General features: G+C 43.8%; 17 protein-coding genes and 1 pseudogene. 5 read left to right on the top strand and 13 right to left on the bottom strand.

The features are described from left to right. Nucleotides 1-77: 77 nt before the first annotated feature. From CA598_RS03905 to CA598_RS03915, 3 genes are all read right to left on the bottom strand, one after another. Complete coding sequence (locus tag CA598_RS03905) at nucleotides 78-1,379, bottom strand: ABC transporter substrate-binding protein (protein ID WP_094875468.1); 1,302 nt, start codon at nucleotides 1,377-1,379, stop codon at nucleotides 78-80. 61 nt (nucleotides 1,380-1,440) lie between these two features. Then, nucleotides 1,441-2,274, bottom strand: coding sequence for a carbohydrate ABC transporter permease (locus CA598_RS03910; RefSeq protein ID WP_094870770.1), 834 nt, complete (start codon nucleotides 2,272-2,274; stop codon nucleotides 1,441-1,443). After that, nucleotides 2,274-3,155, bottom strand: a complete 882-nt coding sequence (locus CA598_RS03915) for a carbohydrate ABC transporter permease (protein ID WP_094870769.1) — start codon at nucleotides 3,153-3,155, stop codon at nucleotides 2,274-2,276. The genes CA598_RS03910 and CA598_RS03915 overlap by 1 nt, the downstream gene beginning before the upstream one ends. A 136-nt stretch (nucleotides 3,156-3,291) precedes the next feature. Between CA598_RS03915 and CA598_RS03920 the strand changes: the two genes are divergently transcribed. After that, entirely contained in the window at nucleotides 3,292-5,112 is a 1,821-nt protein-coding gene (locus CA598_RS03920) for a cache domain-containing sensor histidine kinase (protein ID WP_094875470.1), read from the top strand. Continuing rightward, nucleotides 5,109-6,770, top strand: a complete 1,662-nt coding sequence (locus tag CA598_RS03925) for a helix-turn-helix domain-containing protein (RefSeq protein ID WP_094875471.1) — start codon at nucleotides 5,109-5,111, stop codon at nucleotides 6,768-6,770. Before CA598_RS03920 ends, CA598_RS03925 begins: the two co-directional genes overlap by 4 nt. A 98-nt stretch (nucleotides 6,771-6,868) precedes the next feature. On the opposite strand, the gene CA598_RS03930 is transcribed toward CA598_RS03925, so the two are convergent. Together CA598_RS03930 and yicI are read right to left on the bottom strand one after the other, a co-directional pair. Continuing rightward, a complete protein-coding gene (locus CA598_RS03930) occupies nucleotides 6,869-8,035 on the bottom strand; it encodes an SGNH/GDSL hydrolase family protein (RefSeq protein WP_094875472.1) in 1,167 nt (388 codons plus the stop codon). Between the two features lie 125 nt (nucleotides 8,036-8,160). Then, nucleotides 8,161-10,482 (bottom strand): alpha-xylosidase, encoded by a 2,322-nt coding sequence (gene yicI, locus CA598_RS03935; protein WP_094875473.1) that lies wholly within the window; start codon nucleotides 10,480-10,482, stop codon nucleotides 8,161-8,163. A gap of 127 nt (nucleotides 10,483-10,609) precedes the next feature. Here yicI and CA598_RS03940 point away from each other — a divergent pair, with 127 nt between their 5' ends. Together CA598_RS03940 and CA598_RS03945 are read left to right on the top strand one after the other, a co-directional pair. Next, nucleotides 10,610-11,500, top strand: coding sequence for an AraC family transcriptional regulator (locus CA598_RS03940; RefSeq protein ID WP_094875474.1), 891 nt, complete (start codon nucleotides 10,610-10,612; stop codon nucleotides 11,498-11,500). Nucleotides 11,501-11,604: 104 nt separating this feature from the next. After that, complete coding sequence (locus CA598_RS03945) at nucleotides 11,605-12,363, top strand: hypothetical protein (protein ID WP_094875475.1); 759 nt, start codon at nucleotides 11,605-11,607, stop codon at nucleotides 12,361-12,363. Nucleotides 12,364-12,464: 101 nt separating this feature from the next. Here CA598_RS03945 and CA598_RS03950 read toward each other — a convergent pair whose 3' ends face one another. From CA598_RS03950 to CA598_RS03970, 5 genes are all read right to left on the bottom strand, one after another. After that, a complete protein-coding gene (locus tag CA598_RS03950) occupies nucleotides 12,465-14,534 on the bottom strand; it encodes a class I SAM-dependent methyltransferase (RefSeq protein ID WP_094875476.1) in 2,070 nt (689 codons plus the stop codon). Between the two features lie 126 nt (nucleotides 14,535-14,660). Next, on the bottom strand, nucleotides 14,661-15,536 hold the full coding sequence (locus tag CA598_RS03955) for a radical SAM/SPASM domain-containing protein (protein ID WP_094875477.1): 876 nt from the start codon (nucleotides 15,534-15,536) through the stop codon (nucleotides 14,661-14,663). A gap of 19 nt (nucleotides 15,537-15,555) precedes the next feature. Then, a complete protein-coding gene (locus CA598_RS03960) occupies nucleotides 15,556-16,542 on the bottom strand; it encodes a Gfo/Idh/MocA family protein (RefSeq protein WP_094870760.1) in 987 nt (328 codons plus the stop codon). Nucleotides 16,543-16,803: 261 nt separating this feature from the next. Next, nucleotides 16,804-18,192 (bottom strand): threonine synthase, encoded by a 1,389-nt coding sequence (gene thrC / locus CA598_RS03965; RefSeq protein ID WP_094870759.1) that lies wholly within the window; start codon nucleotides 18,190-18,192, stop codon nucleotides 16,804-16,806. Between the two features lie 103 nt (nucleotides 18,193-18,295). Then, nucleotides 18,296-18,799, bottom strand: a complete 504-nt coding sequence (locus tag CA598_RS03970) for a CYTH domain-containing protein (protein WP_094875478.1) — start codon at nucleotides 18,797-18,799, stop codon at nucleotides 18,296-18,298. A gap of 299 nt (nucleotides 18,800-19,098) precedes the next feature. On the opposite strand from CA598_RS03970, the gene CA598_RS03975 reads away from it, so the two are divergent. After that, entirely contained in the window at nucleotides 19,099-20,313 is a 1,215-nt protein-coding gene (locus CA598_RS03975) for a chromate transporter (protein ID WP_094875479.1), read from the top strand. A gap of 134 nt (nucleotides 20,314-20,447) precedes the next feature. On the opposite strand, the gene CA598_RS03980 is transcribed toward CA598_RS03975, so the two are convergent. The 3 genes and pseudogenes from CA598_RS03980 to CA598_RS03990 all read right to left on the bottom strand — a co-directional run bounded on the left by CA598_RS03980 (nucleotide 20,448) and on the right by CA598_RS03990 (nucleotide 24,140). Beyond that, on the bottom strand, nucleotides 20,448-21,434 hold the full coding sequence (locus CA598_RS03980; RefSeq protein ID WP_094875481.1) for a phosphotransferase: 987 nt from the start codon (nucleotides 21,432-21,434) through the stop codon (nucleotides 20,448-20,450). Nucleotides 21,435-21,537: 103 nt separating this feature from the next. Next, a pseudogene (locus tag CA598_RS03985) lies at nucleotides 21,538-21,946 on the bottom strand (GNAT family N-acetyltransferase). A 142-nt stretch (nucleotides 21,947-22,088) separates the two neighbouring features. Beyond that, nucleotides 22,089-24,140, bottom strand: coding sequence for a beta-galactosidase (locus CA598_RS03990; protein WP_094875482.1), 2,052 nt, complete (start codon nucleotides 24,138-24,140; stop codon nucleotides 22,089-22,091). Between the last annotated feature and the right edge of the window lie 20 nt (nucleotides 24,141-24,160).

The following is a 24,160-nucleotide window of genomic DNA, read 5'->3' on the forward strand; positions in this document are numbered from 1 at the left end:
TCATATTGATGAGGTATACGGAGAACGCCTTTGTGAACTACTTGTCCATTTTAATCTTTTTTATGAACGAGCTTTCCTTATTTCTTAAGCTTGTCCCAAGCTGCTTGCATGCCAGTCATCCAGCCGTTCACATCCACTTTGCCAGCAATCATCTGTTGAATAACACTAGCAAATTCTTGGGTTACACCATCAGGGAATTTAGAAGATTGCAAACCATACACCTTGTCTTCTTTTACATAATTCCATACGTCAGATCCAAGCTTACCGATATCTTCAGGAGTAGCTTCGATTGTGGATAAAGCAGGAATGAATTTCCATTTTTTAACGATATACTCTTTACCCATATCAGAAGTTACCAACCAGTTCAAGAAGGTTTTAGCTTCTTCTTTAGATCCGGAATCTTTGTTTACAACAAGGTTAGCAGGAATACCTACAGTCATTTTATCGTTTTTCTCAGCATCTTCATTGATTGGCATTGGGAACATCCCGATGTTCATATCAGGTGTGATGTTATCTACAAGTGTTTGTGCCCAGTTCCCTTCTTGCATCATTGCGATTTCACCTTTAGCAAACATAGCCAAGTGAGTGTTAGCATCTGTGGTCAAAGGATTTTTTTGTCCGTATTTCAAAGTCAGGTTGAGCAAGTTGCTCCAATCTTCAAACACTTTGTTACCTACGATTGTACCCGTACCCTCATTCAAGCTCTTAATGAAGCCATTTACATCGTCTTGTTGTGCAAATGCTACGCTAATGCCTTGGTTACCAAGGAGCCACCATTCTTGATATGCATTACCAAAAGGAGTTACGTCAATGGCTTGTAGTTTCTTAGCCGCTTCTTCTAGTTGTGACAATGTTTTTGGAGTTTCAGTGATGCCTGCTTTTTCAAACAGGTCTTTGTTATATACAAATCCAATACCTTCAAGGTTCATTGGCATACCGTATACTTTACCGTCTTTAGTCATTGGCTCTGCAGCCATAGGAATCAGATCTTTCACCCAAGGTTGGTCGGACATATCCTCCATCTTATCTCCCCAAAGCTCCATTTCAGCATATCCACCATTGGAGAAAATGTCAGGTGCGTCGCCGGAAGCAAACTTCGTCTTCAGTGCTGCTGCGTAATCGGCACCACCACCAACGGTTTGGATATCCAGCTTGATGTTAGGGTATTCTTTTTCAAATTCAACCTTGAGCTCATTCAGACCTTCAACGATTTCAGTTTTGAACTGAAAGATTTTAACCGTTTTTACTTGGCCTTTATCCGTGCCAGCGCTTCCATTTTGTGAGTTACTAGATGCGTTATTGCCTCCACCACATGCTGTTAATGCTAAACTCATAGCCATTACTGCCGAAAGTGCAACTGCCGAGCGTTTCTTATTCATTATGTTTTCCCCCTTAAGATAGTGGATCAAGTCTACAATATTTGGAACGGAGGGCTCGGTGTTAACCTTTCACCGAGCCAGCCGCTATTCCCTCAACAATGTAACGCTGCATAAACAGATAGAAGATGATAATTGGAGCAATCCCGATTACGAGAGCCGGAAGCGCCATATCCCATTGCTTGGTGTATTGACCAAAGAAGGAGAAGGTCGCCAGCGGAATGGTACGAAGTTCTGGTGCCTGAAGAATCAAGGAAGGCAGCAGATAATCATTCCATATTCCAAGTGCATTCAGCACGATCGTTGTCATTACCATTGGCTTCAGCAAGGGAAGTACTATGCGGAAGAATACGGTAATTGGATTACATCCGTCAACTGTTGCCGCCTCTTCGATTTCAAGCGGAACGGACTTGATAAAACCGTGGAACAGGAAGATTGCCATTGGAACACTGATCCCTAGATTCGTAATGATCAATCCTAGGAAGGAGTTGTTTACTCCAATTACATTTACGACTTTCAAGATTGGAATCATGATCGTTTGAAACGGAACAACCATTGCAGCTACGAACAACAGCAGCAAAAATTGATTGAATTTCGTATTCGCCCGAACCATACGATAAGAAGCCATCGCACTAAACAGAGAGATCAGAATAACACTGATAACCGTTATGATAACCGAATTTCGGAAAGCTTCACCAAACCGTGCCAATTTCCAAGCATTTGTATAGTTCGACCACATAAATGTCTGTGGCCAGCTTGCGGCATCACTCAGAATTTCACCGAAGGATTTCACTGAGTTCGCAAGTAAGAAATAAAATGGAGAGAGGAAGAGAAGGGCAAGAAGAATCATCAACACCTCTACGCCGATATTCCATCTGCCTTTTGACTTAGCGTTCATTAAGCTTCTACCTCCTTGCTCTTCGTAATACGGACCTGAATCAGAGTGATAATCGCTACGATAACAAAGAACAGCAGCGCTTTAGCAGTACCCAGACCGTAACGATTGTTCAGGAAGGCTTCATTGTAAATATTCATGGCAACCGACTCTGTAGATTTGAACGGTCCACCTTTCGTCAAGGAAAGGTTAAGGTCGAACATTTTGAAGGACCAAGAAATCGCTAGGAACAAACCGATAGTTACAGCAGGCATGATCAATGGAACTACAATGCTGCGCAGGACCTGCCAACGGGAGGCACCATCAATATCAGCCGCTTCCAATACTTCTTTCGATACGTTACTTAGAGAAGCGATGTAGATAACCATCAGATAACCAGATGACTGCCAAACAAAAACCATCACAATCGCCCAGAAGCCGGTTGTTGCATCACCCAGCCAAGGAAGATTAAAGAACGACCAGCCGGTGAGTTCTCCCATCGTTGCGAACCCTTTGATGAAGATAAATTGCCAGATGAACCCAAGCAACAATCCCCCAATAACGTTCGGCATAAAGAAAATAGTCCGAAGCATGTTCCGTGTCTTTAAAGGTTTCGTTAACAGATAAGCTAGGAAGAATCCTACCACGTTAGTCAAAACAACACCTAACACAGTAAATCTTACTGTAAACCAAAAGGAAGACCAGAAGTCGGGGTCATTCGTAAATATAGTGGAGAAGTTTTGAAATCCGACCCAACTTACATGACCAGATACACCGTTCCAGTCTGTGAAAGAGTAATACATCCCCATGATGAATGGGATAATCGTTATTAAGGTAAAAAACAAGACTGCAGGACCAACGAAAAATGCTTGTTGACCTAACTGGGACAACTTAGTGCCGCGCATTTATTGTCCCCCCCTTTCTTTTGCTCACTTACTTGTTTATGCTTTATACACATATTATCTGTTTTTTTGAGGCTACCTCACACCTACGGAAGTGATCTTTCAGGTGTAAAATATTGATCGGATGTGACAAATTTCGATGAAATGGAACACGATTCGCACAAAAATGATCGTTTTCATCCTACTCCCAACTTTAATCTGCATTATGGCCACAATGTTTATAAGTTACCACTTTAGTACTCAATCCTTAAGAACAAGAGCAGTAGATGAGAATACGAATCTTCTCTTTCAAGGCACTAAAAATATCCAAAGTCTGATTCAGGAGCTGAATCGACTCTCCCTTATCGTTTATTCAGATTCAGAATTCTACAGGTCACTGGAAGCCGGATACGAGGATATGCTAGCCAATGCACGAATCTACTCTTCTCTGAATTATATTTCATCCTCTATGCCTGACATCTCTCAGGTCTATTTATACGGTGTCAAAGAAAACACAGCTACTCTGCTTACCCAGAGTACACCGAAACGTTGGCAGGGTATCCCACCTTATCCTGACTCCAAAATCACTACCGAGTCTACGGTATCCATACAGAGCACACATATAAGTCATAGCTACGGCCTAACGGCACCGATCCCGCAGTTCGTACCGGAACCAGTGTTTACCTTGCATAGAAGAATTGAAAAGGTCCCTACCACAAAGGCACTTGGCTACCTGTCGATTGATGTCAAGCTAACAGCGCTAACCGACATCATCAGTCAGTTATATGACCAGAAGCAAGAGAACATCTGGCTGCTGGATGGCAGCGGAAACATTGTCTATGGGGACAATAGCGAAGAATACGGTAAGAAACTGAAAGGTAATTGGTACAATGCACACATCGCGGGAAATCCTAGCCCACAGGGCTACTTTGAAGAGGATAAAGCCATGTTTATTTACCAGAATATCGAAGGTCCAGGATTGAAATGGACACTGGTAAAGCAGATTCCTGTTTCCTATCTTTTCCGAGAAGCCAATGAAGCGGCAAAGATTAATATAGCACTGATGGTCCTGCTGTTGATTACCATTACTACACTAACAATCCTAATCTCTTTTCGAATCACAGCCCCGATTAAGCAGTTGACCCGCTATATGAATCAGGTCCAGACCGGGAAGCTTGATATCGATATCCGCCCCATGGGCAAAGACGAGATCGGTGTCGTTACAGAGCGGTTCCGCAGTATGATGGATACGATCAACAATCTGATCCTGAGAGAGTATAAGCTTGAATTAACGAATAAAACGAATGAGCTGCGGGCTTTGCAAGCGCAGATCAATCCGCATTTTCTCAACAACACCTTGCAAATCATCGGTACGCTTGCCTTGGAGCTTAAGGTACCCCAAATCTATTCTCTTCTTTCGGCGCTTGCGAAAATGATGCGTTACAGCATGTACAATGAGGAGAAGATTGTCACCGTTAAAGACGAGCTGGATCATGTCAAAGCTTATATTGAATTGCAAAAGGAACGTTTTGAAAATAAATTCAGTTTCCGTTACGATATGGAGGAATCTCTTTTAGAGACATTTATGCCTAAAATGATTCTGCAGCCTATTGTAGAAAATTATTTCAAACATGGGTTTAATCATTCCCGTACGGATGGATTCATTGAGATCACCTCAGCAAGAGCAGGTGACAAGCGGATGGAAATTCGTATCCAAAACAACGGAAATGCCATTCCTTCTGCGAAACTGGATCTTCTACGGCAGAAACTTCAACATTCCACTAGAACAGATATTGATTTATTAAGAAATTCTGAGCAAGACAAGGAAGCTGCTGGATCTGGTATTGGTCTGCCGAACGTTCTGGCACGGCTCAAGCTAGTATGCGGAGACAGTGCCCTCTTGACTGTGGACAACCTCAGAGCGGGTGGAGTGGTTGTAAGACTGGAAATAGACATTATAGCGGAGCGTGAGACGATATGAAGGCGTTAATTGTTGATGACGAAGCCAGAGTTAGAAAAGCAGTTAGACTTCTTGTTGACTGGGACGCGCATCAAATCGATGGGATTCTGGAAGCCGGAAACGGAAATGAGGCCATAGAGATTATTCGGCAAGCAAAACCCGCCTTAGTCATTATGGACATGATGATGGATTCCGGCAATGGCATAGAGTTAATGACATGGGTTAACGAATTTGCCGGCAACACCAAGTTTATTGTGGTCAGCGGACATAATGACTTCGAGTTCGTCCGCCAGACCGTACGCCATGGAGGGATTGATTACATCCTTAAACCCATTGAAGCAGAGGCCATCAATGTTGCAGTCGCTAAGGCAGTGACTGCCTGGCGTTCAGAGGAAGCTGATCGGAGCGAGCGACAGAAGCAGAGTATTCAGCTCAATGAGTTCAAGCCCATCTACGGAGAAAAGCTTCTATCCGCGTTAATCGATGATCCGATCAACTCGGAATTATCCTTCCGAAGATTATGTAACGATGACATTATCCCGGACAATGTCCTCACTTCGCGCTTAATCCTGGTGCAGACAGACACAGGAAATAATCTCCTGCTCAAACGTTTTGGAGGAGACACTGGGCTCATGAATTACGCAATCGTCAATATATGCAATGAATTTCTACAAGGTCAGCATAAGGGTGTGGCCTTTCGTTACTGGGGAGGTCCTTCGGAGATTGCCATTATTCTATGGGATATTCAAACGTCAGTTGTCGAGCTTATAGGTAAAATTAATCAGGGTATCTACGCTACCCTACAGGTCCGAATGCATTTCGGAATTAGCTGTATCGGTAGCCTGCCTAAGCAATTACCTTCTCAGCGTGCAGAAGTGGCCGAGGCCCTGCAGCGTCGAAATTTATTAGTTCATGAGGATTACTGCCATTTCTCCAGTTCTTCTGAAGAGTTTAAAGAGCGAAATGAAATCTCAAAGCCAAAAATTCAAGGAAATGCATCTCCGACGATCTTTGCTCGTGTGAAGGAGGATTGGAAAATGGCAGTCATCAGCGGAAGCCCTGAAGTTATATCCTCAGCAGCGCAGCACTGGGTAGACGAGCTTGGCCGAGGTGGTATTGTTACACCAGAGATCCTAAACTCATGGAAGAATGATGCTCTTTTATTCCGTTCCCAGTTAGTACGTGAAATGTTAGGCCCTGATGCCGATAGCGCACTAGCCGAGCTAGAACAGGCCGACCATCTTCATCCGGCCCCTTATACGAACGGATACTCGTTCTCCTTATTTGCCTGGCGTGACTGGTCATTTGACCTGATGGAGCGACTGTCAGAAGTATTCTCGGCTAAACAAGCTAAAGAACGTAATCCTATGCATGACATCGTGAAATATATTGAACTCAATTACGCCTCCGATCTTTCCCTACAGGAGGTTGCCAGTAAGTTCTATGTTAGCCGCGAATATATATCACGCCGATTTAAACAGGAATACGGCATTAATTTCTCTGATTATATCGTTAACATCCGGATAGATAAAGCTAAGCTGCTTATGCAGAACCCTCGGCTTAGGCTGTCGCAAATTTCTGAAATGGTCGGGTTTCATGATGTGAAATACTTTAGCAAGGTCTTCAAGAAACAGATTGGGGCATCACCTAAGGACTACCGAAACCAGACTAAAATTTAATTCATACCTCGCTACGAGAAAACGATTGTCTCCTTATATGGAAGACAACCGTTTCTCGCAGAAATATAAGGATAATGTATAGCGTGAAACTTAAATTCTTATATTTTTAAAAAGGCGTCCGCAACCGTCTTGCCGGCTTCGCCATTCGGATGCGGGTCGTCTGTTCCACTCATATACTCCGGTCTGATAAGATGATCATCTGGTGCAGGTAATGATAATAGGCTTGCTATATCAAACACCCGGCTCACACCTATAGGCGGATTGGACAAAATCTCACGATTCACCTTGCGCCAAGTCTCTTCTCTCTCGCCCTGGAAATTGAATGGCGGTACCGTACCTAGAATAATACTAGCTTCAGCATTTGCCCCCTTGATCTTAGAAATAAGGGTCTGCAAATCATCAAGAAGCTCGTCCGCCGAACGGCAGCCAATATCAATGTCATTTACTCCGAGTACGATCATCACTTCATCACTCTGCTTAGCTTTGTTTAGCCATGGGCCATCCGCGGCCACATCATAAGCTCTAGCCCAGCCAGAGCCGAGATTCCATACCCCAATATCCGTGCTAAGGCCATCCGCAATTCTCGCAACCCAATATTCGTACGCATCCTTTAAGGTCCGCACACCTTGAGTAATCGAATCCCCCAGAAATACTAGTCTCTTGGTAACAGATTTCTTATACCCAATAAAGCTTGGCAGTACCAAAAGATTATCAGACACAGTAAAACCATCCGCTGATTGCTGTGCAGCAAGATTTCCAGGCCCGTCATAAGCTGTAGCCAGCATCCCTTCTACATTGAAAGGAATCGATTTGCCTGCAGTGAGCGTCTTAATCGTCCACGTAAACGCCAAGTAATGACCCTCCGGTAGAACAATGCTTGTCTCATCACTCCAGAAACATTCACCAGCCGCAACGGTTTTTGAGGCTTTGCCCTCAAAGGTAAGCGCATGCTGTGTATTTTCAGTTATCGTTCCGTCTGGTTCTGTTCCTCCGTCAGCGATATAAGCTGTCTCGATAACCCAGTCGCCTCCAGGTTCACTGCCTACAGCTTCTTGCCCTTGATCCCATGTAGAATCCACCGCATTGCTATGCCAGAACTTTAACTTTAACGTACCATTTTCCCTTAAACGAATATAAGTCCGGAACGTATGCGTAAACGGTTCTTGCCTATTCATTATAAAATTCGCTGCAGTTGAAAGAACCGTTGCTGAGGTATAATCCGTCTGGTTCAATACTCCACTTCCCTTGGTTAAATTAGTATCCATAACGTTTCCCCCGTTATTCAGTAAGATTGTAACACTAAAACCTCTCCAATAAACTAAGGGAACAGATCGTCCACCCTGTTTACAAGAGAGGTTATGGCTATATCAATATGCTTTAAGAAACAATCTTATTTCAATGTGATCGTAAACGATACGGTTTTTGCACCTGCGTTTACTTTTACTGTATTTTCATCTACTTGCTCTGCACCTTCTACAGAAGCGATAGCTCCCAGATCTTTAAGGGAAAGCGAGAATTCTTTACCGCTGCCTTCCGCAGTAACTGTTAACGTACCGCCTTTACGGTCAGCCTTCACAGTCAATTCAGGAGCACCTTTAAGATCACGAACGGTTGCAGAAGTCGTGGTGCCATCTTCAAGTGAATACAAGCCAAATTTCACGCCATTCGCATAGTCGTAATCTGGTTTGTTATCCACACTGCCAATTGCCAGCAAGGAATTCTGGCGAACGAATAGTGGCAGGCTAAAGAAATCATATTTCTCTTTGCGCCATGATCCGCCCTGTACGGTTTCACCAGTAAGCAGGTGAGTCCAGCGACCAGCCGGCAAGTAGTACTTCGCTTCACCGTTTTCTTGGAAGATAGGGGCTACAAGCAAGGATTCACCTAGCATGTATTGACGATCCAACACCTCGCAGGTAGGATCTTCCGGAAATTCCATAACCATAGCCCGCATAGAAGCCCAGCCATGTTCATGAGCCTGTCCTGCTACATCATACAGATATGGCATCAAGCTACATTTAAGTTTGGTGAAGAAACGGGTAACATCACAAGCTTCATCATCATAAGCCCAAGGCACACGGTACGAAGTGCTACCATGCAGACGGCTGTGACTGGACAATAGTCCAAACGCCAACCAGCGTTTGAATACATGTGCCGGAGCCGTGTTCTCGAATCCGCCGATATCATGACTCCAGAAACCGAAACCTGACAAGCCCAGAGACAATCCACCACGAAGGCTCTCCGCCATGGATTCATAATCTGCGTAGCAGTCACCGCCCCAGTGAACCGGGAACTGTTGGCCACCGGCAGTTGCAGAACGTGCGAACAATGCTGCTTCATTCTTACCAAGCTTCTCTTCAAGCACTTCAAATACAACCTTGTTGTACAGTTGCGTGTAATAGTTGTGCATTTTCATCGGATCAGATCCATCGAAGTAAACTACATCTGTAGGAATACGCTCGCCGAAGTCTGTCTTGAAGCTATCTACACCCATATCTACCAAATCACGCAGGTAGCCGGCATACCATTCACAAGCCGCAGGGTTGGTGAAGTCCACCAGCGCCATTCCCGCTTGCCAAAGATCACATTGATAAACGTCACCGTTAGGTTTTTTGAGCAGGTAACCATTTTTCTTGCCTTCTTCAAACAAGCGGGAACGTTGCCCGATATAAGAGTTGATCCATACGCAGATCTTCAGCCCTTTTTCTTTCAGGCGTTTCAGCATGCCTACTGGATCAGGGAATACGCGCTCATCCCACTGGAAATCGGTCCATTGATATTCACGCATCCAGAAACAATCGAAGTGGAATACACTCAGTGGCAAATCGCGCTCTGCCATACCATCTACGAAAGAGTTTACGGTTGCTTCATCGTAGTCGGTAGTGAAAGAAGTCGTCAGCCACAGGCCGAATGTCCAAGCTGGCGGAAGTGCAGGTTTGCCAGTAAGTGAGGTATAGTTACTGATCACTTCCTTAATGGTAGGACCATCAATCACGAAGTATTCCAGGCTTTCTCCAGCTACACTGAATTGCGCTTTTTTCACTTTTTCCGAAGCGATCTCATAAGAAACCAACTCAGGATGGTTAACAAATACACCATAGCCTTTGCTGCTTACATAGAAAGGAACGTTCTTATAAGCTTGCTCGGAGCTAGTACCACCGTCTTTGTTCCAAAGATCTACGGTCTGTCCATTCTTTACAAAAGCGGTAAAACGCTCGCCCAAACCATATACGAATTCACCTACACCGAGATCCAGCTCTTCACGCATATACGTGTTGCCGTCTTGATCTGTGATATAAGCCATGGACTTGAAACCGCTGCCTGTAATTCTCTCGTCTCCACGATAGAAATCCACAGCCCATTGTTGGCCTTTGCGAATCACTAGACGAAGTCCGCCGCTGATCAGTACAGTCTCGGAATCGGTTTCTTCAATCTTAACATGATCTCCAGTACCTTTTGTGAGTTCGAAGACTGGACCGCGTTCTTGTACGCCATCATGATGAATAATCTTAACCCCTACCACACCTGGAAGCGGGGAATGAAATTTTACAGTAAGCAGGGTTGAGTTCAGCGTCGCTGAACGCCCTGTGATTGGAGTGGTTTGAGTAATTGCTGTTAATCCTTCTGGAGTCTTTTCTACAACATAATTTTGAACTGCACCGTTAATCGTGATACCATCACGCACCAGCCAGAGACCATCAGTGAATTTCATTGTGTACTTGCCACCTTTCAATTTGGTGTTTATAGTTGCATTATACCGATAAAAAATAAACAAAACTAATACTATATAGCTCATTTATAACACTATTTTGATGTTTTTTCCGAAAGAGGTGGCATTTATGGACCGTACAACCCAGAGTTTGCTAAAAGAAGACAGAGTGCATGGCGATAGCATGTTTCCGCTTGCAGCTTATTGGATAGAATTACCGGCTGGAACACATGTCCTCGATACCCATTGGCATGAAGAAGCGGAGTTTTTTATGCTGCTCGAAGGTGAGATTCTGTTTCAGGTGGATACCGAATATTTCCCACTTAAAGCCGGTGAGGCTGTATTTATCGAGTCCGGTGATATTCACGCTGCCTATGTACTTAACGAAGACACACCCTGCAAATTTTGTGCGCTCGTGTTTCTTCCTGATCTTCTGGCTAGTGCCCAATATGATACGATCCAGCAGAACACCATCTTACCCCTTCAGGAGAAAAGACAAAGCTTTCCTCGCCACCTAACACCAGCTGTGAAATGGCAACATGAACTTCTCGGGCACTTAGAACGCATGATGGACGCCTACGCTGCGCAATCTCCCGGGTTTGAAGCTTTTATTAAAGGCACGTTGCTCATCATGCTCTCGCTGATTGCCCCAGAGGATCGTTTTGTAAACCGCAGCCAGCTGGATGACGCTGATACTACTAAAATCAATCGACTTAAGAAGATTATTCTCTATATTCAGGATAACTATCAGGAGCCGATTCGAACTCGTGATCTCTCTGAGCTGATTCCCATGAGCGAGGGACAGTTCTGCCGTTTTTTCAAAGAAATGACCCGAAAGACTCCTGTGGATTACATTAACTCTTACCGGATTCGCCAAGCCGCCGATCTACTGCAACAAAGCGACAGAAAAATATCCGACATCGCATTCGAAGTCGGATTTGATAATGTAAGCTATTTTATTAAAGTATTTCGCAGAGCGATGAAATGCTCGCCTTCGGAGTTTAGGAAGGAGTCCCGTTGACATCTTGCTGTTCGACTTAGCTAACGGCTCTCTTTATTAATTCTTCTTGTTCATCTACCGATATATTATAAATAGATCTTACCGTCGTAGGAGGAGAATGAGCCATGCATATAACGAATATGACCACTGCTATGGGAACGAGACTAAATGTAGCTGGTAGTCATCAAACTAACGATAAAACCATAAATTCAAACAGTAAGACAAGCGGTAGCGGAGACCACTTATCGATAAGCAAATCTGCAAAAGCAGCTTTTCAAAATCAATCTAAAATGAGCGGAATGGTTGATTCTCTACTTAAACAAAAACAGAGTATCATCGATAGCAAGAACAGCCTAATTGAAAGAACCACCAAAAACTCACATAACCTTGATTCTATTCAAGATCAACTTAAGGAATTCGATAAACAGCTCCAAACGATTGACCAACAAATTGCAAAACACGCCTTCGAAGAGCAACAAAAGAGCTTAGAAAATGCTCAGAAAGCAGATCCATCGGATGAACCTAAAACCGAGCAAGAGGTACAAAACGAAAGATTGAATACGATTGTTGCTATAAGCCAAAATGTTTCTCAAATGGAGGTTGTTTCTTCTACCCACACTAAGATGCATGGCGAGGCAAGAGTTCTGACCAAGGAAATCGAATTGGATGAAGCTCGTTCTACTCATTCCGCAACAGCCAAACGTGAGCAGTTATCCAAAATCGAAGATAGAATATCGGAAATGAATGAAACGTTAGGCGATACCATACAAGAAACCGGAGATAAAATTAAAGATCAGGAACGGTCTGAGAAATTAGCCACCTATCAAGAAATTCAGCGTTTAGCCGAAGATTCTGATAAATCGCAGCTAGAAATACTAATCTAACAAAAACAAAATTCTATATATAGAAAAAGCAATCGGACCTCTACCACATCAAAGGGTTTGCCGATTGCTTTTTTATATGCAGATGACTTTATATTGTTCAACTATTCCTTCCGAATCACAATAAAGCAGGTGCTGTCCGGTAGCGCCACTTCCTGTCCGCTCTCATCCATGAACCTTACTCTGTCATGCAGCGCTTCGGTATAACCTTCTTGCAAGTAATGCCGGAAGACTTCAATCTTTGCCTGCTTTCCTAAAGTCTGATCAATAAATGAGGCGAATTTCGCAGGCGTAAAATAACCAAACTGTTCTTGTACCTCATGAATATAAGCCTCCTCGCCCCAAGTATACGTATATAAAAATTCCATAGCATCATTAACAGGCATGAGTACTTCTTGCTCTCCTAATCTTTGATACTGAATCTGACGTCCGGCAAAATCCTTCGCATAACGCTCCAGCCACGCCATACCGTCCTCCTCCAGAAAGCGAACTCTCCGCAGCAATGCTGTGGGCTCGGTCATTATCCCATCGCGGATAATGATAACCCCGCCCACTGACAATACATCAAAAGCACTTCGCAGAGCGGCCGAAACGGTATCATGATTGAACTTTTTACCGTTAAGCGGCACATAAGAATATAGTTCATGCAAAATCGAAGAAAAAATCACCGTGTCCACCGTTCCAGCCTCCACGAAATCTTTAAGCTTCAACGCATCTCCCTGCTGGACCTCCCAATGCCGCCCTTCCCGTTGCTTGCGCTGCCGCAGAGCTTCCACTACATTGCTCGATATATCAATACCGATAGGAGTAACCTCTGGCATACGCTCTTCCAGTAAATCCAGCAGCACACCGCCGCCCGGACCGATATCCAGCACTTTTTGTCCAGTGACATGCTCCAGAATCACAGCCTTATAATCTCCTGAATGATTCATTTGGCTTAAGTAGGTATCTTCATTATGAAAACGGTCGAAGGCATCCCTCCGCAGCTCGAACAGATCGAATAACAGCAGTACTGCACGTTCATATAAAGGTGATTTTTCAGCTTCCATACAGAATTCGATCAGCTTCTCTGCCGCTGCCGAAAATTGGAACTGAAAAAATACCGTGTCTGGCAGATACTCCTTAGCATAAGGACGAAGCATTAGATGAGGGTTCTCATCACGTAAGGTCCCTTTTTCAATATCTTCCCATGTAAGCTCCGCTAAATATTTTTCTATAATCCGCTTCTTATAAACATTGATCTTCTTAACACCCTTGTAGTCATAGTAAATGCTGTTCATTACCTGCTCGAAACTGATATGGCGTAGGGGTTCATGCTGAGCCCTTTGGGCTGCAAGCAACATCACCTTCAGAAATTGCTCCAACGAGAAGGTCTGCATTGCAGATTCCACATACCAGAAGATAGTTTTACTTAAAGACTCTAACCGTTCCGCATGGAAGCCTTCCTGTGTCAGCTTTGCCCATTCCGTAGTGAAATCCTCTCCTCTAGAGATCGGACCTAACCGCATTCTGCGCAGTCTTTCTTTCATCGGCATTGGACTAGCAAGTTCACCGGATGAAATCAGAGCGATAAGCTGCTTCACTTCATGCTCTACATTCAGCCAGAGCTCGGGGGATACAGCACCGATGATGCAATGATTGAGTGCGGTTAGCAAGCGTTCAAGTTCCTCGGCAGTCAGTAACTGTTCTTCCACAAGATCACGGAGCGGCTTATTTACTTCTGGAGGCACCTCCCCACGGATTTGCTGACCTATCAGTCCATGGGTTTCAATAAGCCGATGAACCAGTGCACTTGTTTCAGAGACCTTACCGCTCAAATGTTTCCCGTATAACTGTGCGGAACCCATATTATGTACAAAACAATTAATGCCTTCCTCCTGCCAAAGTAACCTTTCCTTCAATGTGCCACCCTTAGCCGTTTCTGACCAAATTAACGTTTCTTCCACAAGCTCTTTGATCCAAATAGAGCGGGGAAGTTGGTCCAGAATCAGCAGACTGCGTTCCACATAATCCAGTACAGGATTCCTGCGATCTAGCTCCTCCAGAGATTCCACACGCTCCAAATTGACAATTTGCTCCTCCGCTTGAACGATAAGCTTCAGCCAGAGGTTATCCTCCAAATGATCTTGTATTCCTTCACGGTATAAGGTGATGGCTTCCAGCGATTTCAGCATATACTCCTCCTTCGCTCCAAGTGGAGACTATATAGACTTATTATTATATATACACTCCCATTCATTAAAAAACAGAACCAGGACTCATGAAATAGCCATGTCCCAGTTCTGTTTACATTCAAATCTTTAATTTCCGAACCGTTGCCGGTATCCGCATTTACGGCACAGCTCTTCCACTGCCTCTCTACGAGAGAATCCATAGAATAGATTATTCGCTCGCTCGCCCTCTACGATTTCTGAGAATGGAGTCTCATGAATGTTGCCGAGGTTGATTACCCCTTCACCATCTAGACAGCACGGCACAACGGTACCATCCACGAGGATTGCCGCTTGGCTGCGCAGCGCATGACAGAACCCTTTTCCGTCGTCCTCCGGTTCGTTCAGCGCAGGCCAACGGAACTCATGGTCCTGATTGAGATACACCCGAGGAGCAATCTTGACGCCGCTGCCAGGTACAACCTTTTCTTCAATTTTAAAATCAAGATTAAAGGCTTCCTCTAGCATAGCAAGAGTCTCACGATTACGATTCTTCTCTAGATTAGTCAGGTTATCCTCCGTCAAATTCCACAACCGGAAGGAAATAATCACGCCTTGCGCAGAGGCTTCCCGTACAAAAGAAATAATCTCCGCCAAATACCCTTCGCGGTTCTCAGATCCCTCATGCCCATCAAAGCTATGCAGAGAGAAGTTCATCTGTCGTAGTGCAGGTTTGCCGAGAATCTTAGGGCCTGCCTTATGAATTAACGTACCGTTGGTAGTAATATTGACCTTAAACCCTTTGGCATGTGCGGCATCCAGCAGTTCACCAATCTTTGGATGCAGCAATGGCTCACCTTTTACGTGAAGGTAAATATGATTACTATGCGGTTTAATTTCATCTAATATCGTATTAAAAGTATCGAGCTTCATAAAGTTCTTCGTTCGGGCGGTTGGTGGACAAAAGCTGCAGGCTAGGTTGCAGACGCTTGTTATCTCAATGTATACCTTTTTAAAAGTCTTCAAGTGCTGCTCCCCATTCTATTTATAGATCTGCGGCATAGCGGAGGCCGATCTGTGCTCTGGCTTCCTCCATAACTTCTGCTACTGCCAAGGAATTCGCATGTGTATTAACCCTGCTTTCCCGTTCACCATTCTTAATTAAGTTGATAAATTCCTCAACCTCATAATACATAGACTCGAACACCTGAGGCTGTGTAAGCTCCTCGACGGTCCCGTCACGATAATGAATCTTCACTTGATAGGGTTGGTTGATCTTATCGATCACCATTGTACCACTTTCCCCTTGAATCTCGGCTGGCAAATAGGAATCAGCGATCTTGGAATGCATCACAACTGCATCCATATCATCATATTGCATGACAAGACTTCCTTCACCATCCACTCCGGAAGACAGCATAAGACCCACGGCCTTTACAGACTTCGGTTTCCCAAACAACACTACCATAGGATATAAGCAGTAAACGCCAAGATCCATCAACGAGCCATTAGAGAATGCCGGATTAAAAGCATTTAACACCGTTCCCTGCCGATAAGCATCATATCTCGATGAGTATTGACAATAGCTCGCAAAATAACGACGTACTTGGCCAATCTTATACAAATTGTCTCTGATCACTCCGAAATTCGGCATAAATGTCGATTTCATTGCTTCTACCAACAACACATCATTGTTCTGAGCGGCTTCAATCATGGCTCTAAGCTCCGCACTGTTTGAGGCAGCCGGTTTCTCACAGAGCACATGTTTGCCATGGTTTAAGCACATAATCGCCTGCTCAGCATGCATGGAGTTCGGGCTTGCAATGTAAATAGCATCGACATCTTTACTGGAAACCATATCTTCCAAATTCGTATAAATTGTAGCTCCAGCATATTTTGCAGCAAAGGCCTGACCTTTCTCCATTGTGCGGGAGTACACGGCTGTCAGGATAAACTCCTCATTCTCCAAGCCGGCTTGCACGAAGCGGTCTGTAATAAAGTTTGTTCCAATGACCCCGAAACGAATTGTCATGATAATCCCGTCCTTTTTAGTTCTTACTAAAACTCTATATGCTATTTTCTCACTCTCTGGGTAGTCATGTCTACTTTTCAGGACAAATTTCCGACAAATTCCGATAGATCCACCTTGTGAAAAAAAGCACCGCTGCATCATCTTTTGTCGATATCAAACTATTCATAGTAAACAGCGACATTATTTGTCGAAGGATGCAGTAAAAAGGCTCCCATTCTTAACTTAAGAACAGGAGCCTGCTGAGCCATACGGATTTACAACTTATTTATAAAAAGCCTGCAATTGACGCACAATTTCATCCTTGTCATGATCCACTACGGTTTGGTGTTGTGGCATCTCGAACAACGCTTTAATTTGTGCCGGGAATTCCTGCTTAATGTCGATCAGAGTAATCGCCTCATCAAACTTAGCTGGATGTGCGGTCGCAAAGGTAATCCCAATCTCATCCGAACCATTAAAAGCTTCGTAAGCTGCGATTCCACATGCAGTATGCGGATCAAGCAGGTAACTATATTCTTTTTGATACTTAGCAATTGTATTCAAGCATTGGTCATTCTTCACGCCAAGCGCTGCAAAATCCTGCTGCACCTGCTGAAGCGCCTCGCCTTCAACCGTAATCTTGCCCTCGGTTTGCAGCTTGGACATATACGCAGACAGCTTCTCGGAATCTTCGCCAACCAAATAATACAGATACCGCTCAAAATTGCTCGCTACTTGGATATCCATCGAAGGGCTGTACGTACTTGTGAAGCCGCCTGGTTTGTATTCCCCAGTGTTCACAAAACGCTCCAAGATGTTATTTTCATTCGTAGCAATAATGAGTTTGTTAATCGGTAAGCCCATTTGCTTAGCCAAATATCCTGAGAAAATATTACCGAAGTTGCCGGAAGGCACGCTGATGTTAATCTTCTTCTCGTTGCTGCCATCAACATGCAAATACGCATAGAAATAATAGACGGTCTGCGCCAGAATACGCACAAAATTAATGGAGTTGATCGCACGCAGATGATAGCGACTCTTAAAGTCGAGATCCGCGAACAGATCCTTAATCACCTTTTGGCAATCATCAAAGTTACCATGAACAGACAGGTTCAGTACATTACTGTCATCAACCGTAGTCATCTGCAGCTCCTGCACTTTACTAACCTTACCATGGGGATGAAGAATACAGATCTTGATTCCTTCTTTTCCGCGAACGCCCTGAATGGCAGCCGCCCCAGTATCCCCCGAGGTTGCTCCGAGGATGTGGATGATCTTGTTCTGCTTTTTAGAAATATACGAGTACAGCTCACCCATAAACTGCAGTGCTACATCTTTGAAGGCAAAAGTAGGGCCATGGAACAATTCCAAGACATATAAAGAATCGTTCAATTGTTGAATAGGCGTTACTTCTGGCGTGCGGAAATTACCATAACTAGTATTGACCATTTCCTGCAAATCTTCTAAAGGAATCTCATCATTAGTGTAATAGGCGAAAATCTTCAGAAACAATTCCTGGTAACTAAGACTTCTCCACTCTTCTAAAGTAGCTGCTGAAACTACAGGAATCTCGGAAGGAACCATCAAACCGCCGTCATCGGCAAGTCCCATCAACACCGTATCGATAAAGCCTTTAGGTTCCACATTGCCTCTTGTGCTTATATACTTCATGCTCATCCTCCTGAACCCCTCTATATACTATATATAAATATAAGCTTCACTTAATAGTTGCCTGTTTTCCCTATATACTACCACGTTTACGCGCTAAAGTCCGTTAATTCTTTGTCTTATTTTGTAGCTCTTTCCAAACGGTTTTGTTGCTGTAATGCCGTTCTGTGCTGACATCCTTGCCGAACCATTGCGGCGCCTTGAAGCTTTCCGCTTCCTCCAAAGATTCAAATTCAACCTCCAGAACGGACAATTTAAGCTGAGAATAGACGTCGATCTCAACCGTTGTGTCATTCCACACTGCCGTAATCCGCTCTTTGACCAAGGCTACCGCATTTACTGCCTCAATCATCTGATTATATAAACCCTCCGAGATAAAATATTCGATCTCTTCACGTTTGATCCCTTTGCCGTCCTTAAACGTATGTGTGTATGTTACCTCACCTGAGTCCAGATCCGTAATTTTACGCACCCGCAGCTCTTGTCCGCCGTCTATCGCCAGATACGTCTGATCGATATTATGCCGGGTCACAATCTTCAATTCGCCTGCTTGAATAAGCTGCTCCGGAAATTCCGGCAGCAGAAACTTGCGTTCGATCTCCAAAGCCATGATGTTTCGCTCCTCAATGTGCCATTTATTTTATATTAATAATCATCATAGGGGTGAGACAAACCCAAGTCAATGTAGATTATGGGGAAATAGGTCATGTTCTTAAATATTCATATTTGAATCGTATTCAACATTGTTGGTAAAATCCCAAAGCTAGTATTTGTAAAGTTTTTGTAAAATGATTGTATCCAATTCAGCTGTAGGCTTAAAATGTAATCAGTAATTCATGTCATTCTTCGAAGTTATTGAATTTTATTTCAATACGAGTGAAAAAAAGATAAAAGGAGCAAGCAATCGGTATGGAAGCGAATCAAGAAATGGTGATACAGACCGAGAAGAAAGGAAAGATTGCTGCTCTAATTGAGGTTTATAGTGTATCCACAAAACTCGGATTCACCTCTTTTGGAGGACCAATCGCACATTTGGGCTATTTCCATAATGAGTACATCCGTCGTCGAAAATGGATGGATGAACGAAGTTATGCTGACCTAGTTGCGCTTTGTCAGTTTCTTCCCGGGCCAGCTAGCAGTCAAGTCGGTATTGGTGTAGGAATTATACGAGCTGGATTACTAGGCGGTTTAGTGGCTTGGTTAGGCTTCACCCTACCATCAATCATTGCACTGGTGGCCTTCGCCTATTTGCTACAGGGCTACGGCATAGAAAGTACCGGTTGGATTCATGGATTGAAGATTGTCGCTGTAGCGATCGTTGCACATGCTATCCTAGGGATGGGTCAAAAGCTTACACCTGACCGTGACAGAGTTACGATAGCGGTAATAGCTACAGTTATTACACTTTATTGGCAAACGACATATAGTCAAGTTCTCATCATTGTTGCAGCTGGACTTCTCGGGTTATGGTTATACCGTAAGAAAGAAGAGACAACTGCTCCTCATTTACATATTACAGTAAGCCGGCCCCTTGGAATCCTCTGCCTCTCTTTATTTTTCATTCTCCTTATTTCACTCCCTTTTTTAAGACAATGGGGTGAAATAGAAGGGTTAACGATGTTTGATAGCTTTTACCGTACGGGTTCTTTGGTGTTTGGCGGAGGTCACGTTGTACTGCCTCTTCTAGAACGAGAAGTTGTCTCTACTGGCTTGGTAAGTGAAGCTGATTTTCTTGCAGGGTATGGTGCCGTGCAGGCGGTACCAGGGCCACTGTTTACATTTGCTAGTTACCTTGGTGCCATGGCAGGAGGCTTATCTGGAGCAATCATTGCTACATCTGCAATATTTTTACCGGCATTTCTTCTCGTTGCTGGCGCACTACCGTTTTGGAACAGTCTACGGAATAGTCCGAAAATCAAGGGAGCTTTGGTAGGGATTAATGCAGCTGTAGTTGGTATATTACTGGCCGCACTATATGATCCCTTATGGACTACGGCTATCTTGGAACCGGGTGATTTTGCTCTAGCCGTCATTTTGTTTATTATGCTTGTATATTGGAAGCTTCCCCCATGGATTATTGTTCTTATAGGAGCTGCAGGAGGAATGGTACTTGGTCTAATATAACAAATCAGAATTTTTTTAATCAATTAAGGTTCAAAAACAAAATCAGTGGTTGCCTATGTGAAAAAGAACCCTACGGGCTCCGTAGGGTTCTTCCGATTCATGAATGCTCCAGCGTCTCCGAGCCATGTATAGTTCTAAAGATTTCCTAACAAAGCGGACATATTTTTTTGATTTTCTGCAAGCCAAATCATTTCCTTCGCAAAGCGGGCTGGCGGTACACTATGTTGATCCATGTTAGCATTAATCCACCAGGTGCTTTCCATATACCACAACAACTGTAATGAATGTGTTAAATAGCCCTCTACCACGTCGCGTTCCTCACTGTACCCTTCCATAAACGCCGAAGCCAGGGAGACATCTAAATTTTCATCTAAGGCACATGACATCACAGCACGAGCTACATCAAGCTGCGGATAGTCATATTTTAGTCGATCAAAATCTAGAATTGCAGATAATCCGTTATCATTAAATAAAAGATTATCTACCCAAAGGTCACGATGTGCCCATCCTAGTTGGAGTAATTCGAGTAGTTCTAAATTCATTTCTTCAGTAGCTTTAAATTGAGTTTCTATATTAGCAAGCAGCTGAGGTTTACCAAGTCCCTTAATCTTTTCCCAAACGGAATTCCAATGTGCTAAACGCTCCTCACGGCTTGGAGGAATAAATTGCGGACTATTTTTAATGCCAAGTGTCCCGTCATTTAACAATCGATGCATTTTTCCTGTTGCTCGACCTAAATCGTATATTTGATGGACGTTGATTTCACCCGGTGAAAGTAGTTTTCCTTGGCAATATTCCATTACCAGAAAGCGTTCTCCTTGATCAGATTCAATCAAAATACTTTCATTTTGTGATAGCACTTTGGGGCACGCTATTCCTTGGTCATACAATCTAATCTGCTGAGAGAGTGCTAACAATATCTCCTCTGATTTATATAATTTATATCTTTCTTTGTTGTATTGTTTAAGTAACAATTCCCCTGCATCCGTCGTAACTTTCCACTTTAAGTTTAACCAGCCCCGTTTTATCGGAGTAGTTTCAATAACATTCAAACCGAATAAACGATGAAATGCTTTTAGCAGGTCATCCAAGATCAATTCCTCTGTTAATATGGCCTCCATCTGGTCAACTCCCATATTTATAGTGTATAAGTTCTTATTCCTTATGGAGACCTAGATAACCTCTGGGATAAATCTAAGTTTTTGCGTTAAACTGCCTTATTAATCAATCTGTTATTAATTTTGAATACATATTGATATTTATAAACTTTCCGTTTACTCTTTCATACCTTCTTAAGGTTCCCTCAAACATAAAGTTCAGCTTTTGTAAGACTTTTACTGAATGCGTAATCTAACAAAGCACTTATAGCTTCTGAAGCGTATCCTCTTCCCCAAAATTCGCTTTTTCATTTTCAAAGCCTAGGGGATTAAAGCTACAAGAACCTATGATTTCATTGGATTCCTTTTCAATTTATAGAGAAACGAATTGCTTTGTTATCAAGGGAAAATTCATCAAGAAATCTTATCATATCTTTTGTCTGGCTTTCATCAGTAAAAAAATCAATATTCATGAATTCGGTAGCCTCTAAATCAGACCAAATTTTAAACAAACTTGGCGAATCTGATACCTTCATTTTCCATTTCCCATTAGAGTATCACATCATCGTTAAAACGAATAATATACCTCTTTCGACTCAAGAAAAACCAGACATAACGTGCTACATATTTTGGAGGCCTACTCTTTTATCCAGCCGTTTTGCCTTTTTTATTCATAGATTAATGTAATACCCATACCCCAAAGCCTTCCAAGGTAACCTCACCCGATAATGTTGTTCCGCTCAGTAAATCTGTTTTGGTCTCATGCAAATGTATGGAGGCAGGCACTTCACTATAATTAAGTAAAAAAGTGTAACTGGAAGAAGTCCCGTTTCGAACTTGCAGCTCTACATCTTCAGGTAGCACCAGCCAATCTGCTGGCGACTTCAGGCCGACTTGATCTATGATTATGGACGCTGCTTGTTCATTAAAGACTGCTCCGTAATACCAAACCTCGCCTTTGCCGCGACGATTTCTTGTAACCGCCGGCTTTCCCGCATAATAGTCCGAGGCATAGACCGCCATGACTTCGACCGAATCATCCTCAATCCGGAGAATATCATTAAAATCATCTGCCCCGGTAACCCCTTCGGTCGCACCCGACCAGCTAATCGCCGTTGGCTGACGACTACCTTTAACCATGGTGAATTCTTCGACTGTGATCCCGCATAGATCCCTAGCAGCACCTGGGAATGGTCGCATGTAACATTGACCACGTTCATCCTTATAACCGGTTCTACATCCGAAGATCAGTTTTCCACCTTGCTGAACATATTCATCCAGAAGCGACGCTGTCTCATCTGTCATGATCGCTGGGTGAGGATAGATAAGCACATCGTACCGTGCGAGCTCTTCCAGCGTCGTCTTTTGGCGTAAATAGAGTACGTCATTCGGGATATGCTTCCGCTGGAGTGCCTTGTACCACTCCTTATTGCTCTTCCACATAAATGGACCATGCCATACATCGTACTCTCCATCCCACTCATTAGCATAATCACGAACAATAGCAACGTTAGCCTGATTACGGGTGCCGATAAGTACTTGCCCTGCCGCCGCCAGCTCTTGTCCGATCTGTCCCGCTTCCCGTACTCTTCGGTTCGGCTGGTTATGGTAGTCGTTAATGCCATGCCAATAAATTTCATTGCCCATCGTAGCTGTCCGCCAGCGGAAATACAGTACCATATCTGCGCCATGAGCGATCGATTGATAGGTCCATAAACGCATCTGTCCCGGCTTCGGAGAAGGCATATCCATCCGGTTCACCCAGCCACCTGGTCCCGACTGCTGCTCCATAATACAGAAGTTAGGGGAAATAGAACGGACAACAGATAATGAAAGTCCCCAGCCTCTGTCATTCAGCGGATTCCGTTCATTCGGATCATAAAAAATAGTCGAGAACTGCGGATAGGAATCATAGCTGAAGAAATCCAGTAATTCATCCGTCAATTCATGGCTGTCGAGATGCCCGAACAGACCGTTCGTTGTTACCCACTGCTTAGGGGCAAGTTTACGGATGATGTCCGCTTGGTTTTTGGCAAAAGAAATCGTATTGTCCGATATAAACCGCTTTTCATCCAAAGCCTGATGGGGATTGGGCTGCTTGGGTGACGGGGTAGGACGCGGAAGATACACTTGAGACCAATCACTATAACTCTGATTCCAAAAAACAGCCCCCCAAGCCTCGTTTAGCCGCTCAAGCGTGACATATTTCTGCTGCAGCCATTTCCGGAAAGCCTTATGGTCACTCTCTGAATAAAATTCACTGATCTCGCAGTTGAGCTCATTATCAATTTGCCAGCCGACCACACCTGGATGATTGCCATAATGTTCAGCCATCTGTTCTGTAATCCGAGCACATAGCTCACGGTATTTGGGACTACTGTAATTATAATGACGGCGCATGCCATGCTGAAGGGTAACACCTTCATACGTCACGTTTAATACTTCTGGATACTTATGGGTCAGCCAAGCTGGAGGTGTTGCCGTCGGCGTACCGAGCACAACCTGAAGCCCATGTTTATGAGCTAAATCAATCGCCCGATCAAATAGCCCGAACTGAAATTCACCCTGGGCAGGTTCAAAAATTGACCAAGCAAATTCCCCCATCCGAATGATCGTGAAGCCCAGTTCTCGCATCCGGCGATAATCGTCCTCCCACATGCTTTCCGGCCAGTGTTCCGGATAATAACAGACGCCAAGCTCGAATTTTTCTGTTGCGACAGGTTTCTTCATGATTACCTCCAAAGTATTAA

The sequence above is a fragment of the Paenibacillus sp. VTT E-133291 genome, from assembly GCF_002264395.1.
In the GTDB taxonomy this organism is placed as follows: Bacteria; Bacillota; Bacilli; order Paenibacillales; family Paenibacillaceae; genus Paenibacillus_AQ; species Paenibacillus_AQ nitricinens.

Excerpts from the sequence above, each read along its gene's own strand:
- CA598_RS03905 (WP_094875468.1), bottom strand. The coding sequence starts at position 1,379 with ATGAATAAGAAACGCTCGGCAGTTGCACTTTCGGCAGTAATGGCTATG.
- CA598_RS03910 (WP_094870770.1), bottom strand. The coding sequence starts at position 2,274 with ATGAACGCTAAGTCAAAAGGCAGATGGAATATCGGCGTAGAGGTGTTG.
- CA598_RS03915 (WP_094870769.1), bottom strand. The coding sequence starts at position 3,155 with ATGCGCGGCACTAAGTTGTCCCAGTTAGGTCAACAAGCATTTTTCGTT.
- CA598_RS03920 (WP_094875470.1), top strand. The coding sequence starts at position 3,292 with ATGAAATGGAACACGATTCGCACAAAAATGATCGTTTTCATCCTACTC.
- CA598_RS03925 (WP_094875471.1), top strand. The coding sequence starts at position 5,109 with ATGAAGGCGTTAATTGTTGATGACGAAGCCAGAGTTAGAAAAGCAGTT.
- CA598_RS03930 (WP_094875472.1), bottom strand. The coding sequence starts at position 8,035 with ATGGATACTAATTTAACCAAGGGAAGTGGAGTATTGAACCAGACGGAT.
- yicI (WP_094875473.1), bottom strand. The coding sequence starts at position 10,482 with ATGAAATTCACTGATGGTCTCTGGCTGGTGCGTGATGGTATCACGATT.
- CA598_RS03940 (WP_094875474.1), top strand. The coding sequence starts at position 10,610 with ATGGACCGTACAACCCAGAGTTTGCTAAAAGAAGACAGAGTGCATGGC.
- CA598_RS03945 (WP_094875475.1), top strand. The coding sequence starts at position 11,605 with ATGCATATAACGAATATGACCACTGCTATGGGAACGAGACTAAATGTA.
- CA598_RS03950 (WP_094875476.1), bottom strand. The coding sequence starts at position 14,534 with ATGCTGAAATCGCTGGAAGCCATCACCTTATACCGTGAAGGAATACAA.
- CA598_RS03960 (WP_094870760.1), bottom strand. The coding sequence starts at position 16,542 with ATGACAATTCGTTTCGGGGTCATTGGAACAAACTTTATTACAGACCGC.
- thrC (WP_094870759.1), bottom strand. The coding sequence starts at position 18,192 with ATGAAGTATATAAGCACAAGAGGCAATGTGGAACCTAAAGGCTTTATC.
- CA598_RS03970 (WP_094875478.1), bottom strand. The coding sequence starts at position 18,799 with ATGGCTTTGGAGATCGAACGCAAGTTTCTGCTGCCGGAATTTCCGGAG.
- CA598_RS03975 (WP_094875479.1), top strand. The coding sequence starts at position 19,099 with ATGGAAGCGAATCAAGAAATGGTGATACAGACCGAGAAGAAAGGAAAG.
- CA598_RS03980 (WP_094875481.1), bottom strand. The coding sequence starts at position 21,434 with ATGGAGGCCATATTAACAGAGGAATTGATCTTGGATGACCTGCTAAAA.
- CA598_RS03990 (WP_094875482.1), bottom strand. The coding sequence starts at position 24,140 with ATGAAGAAACCTGTCGCAACAGAAAAATTCGAGCTTGGCGTCTGTTAT.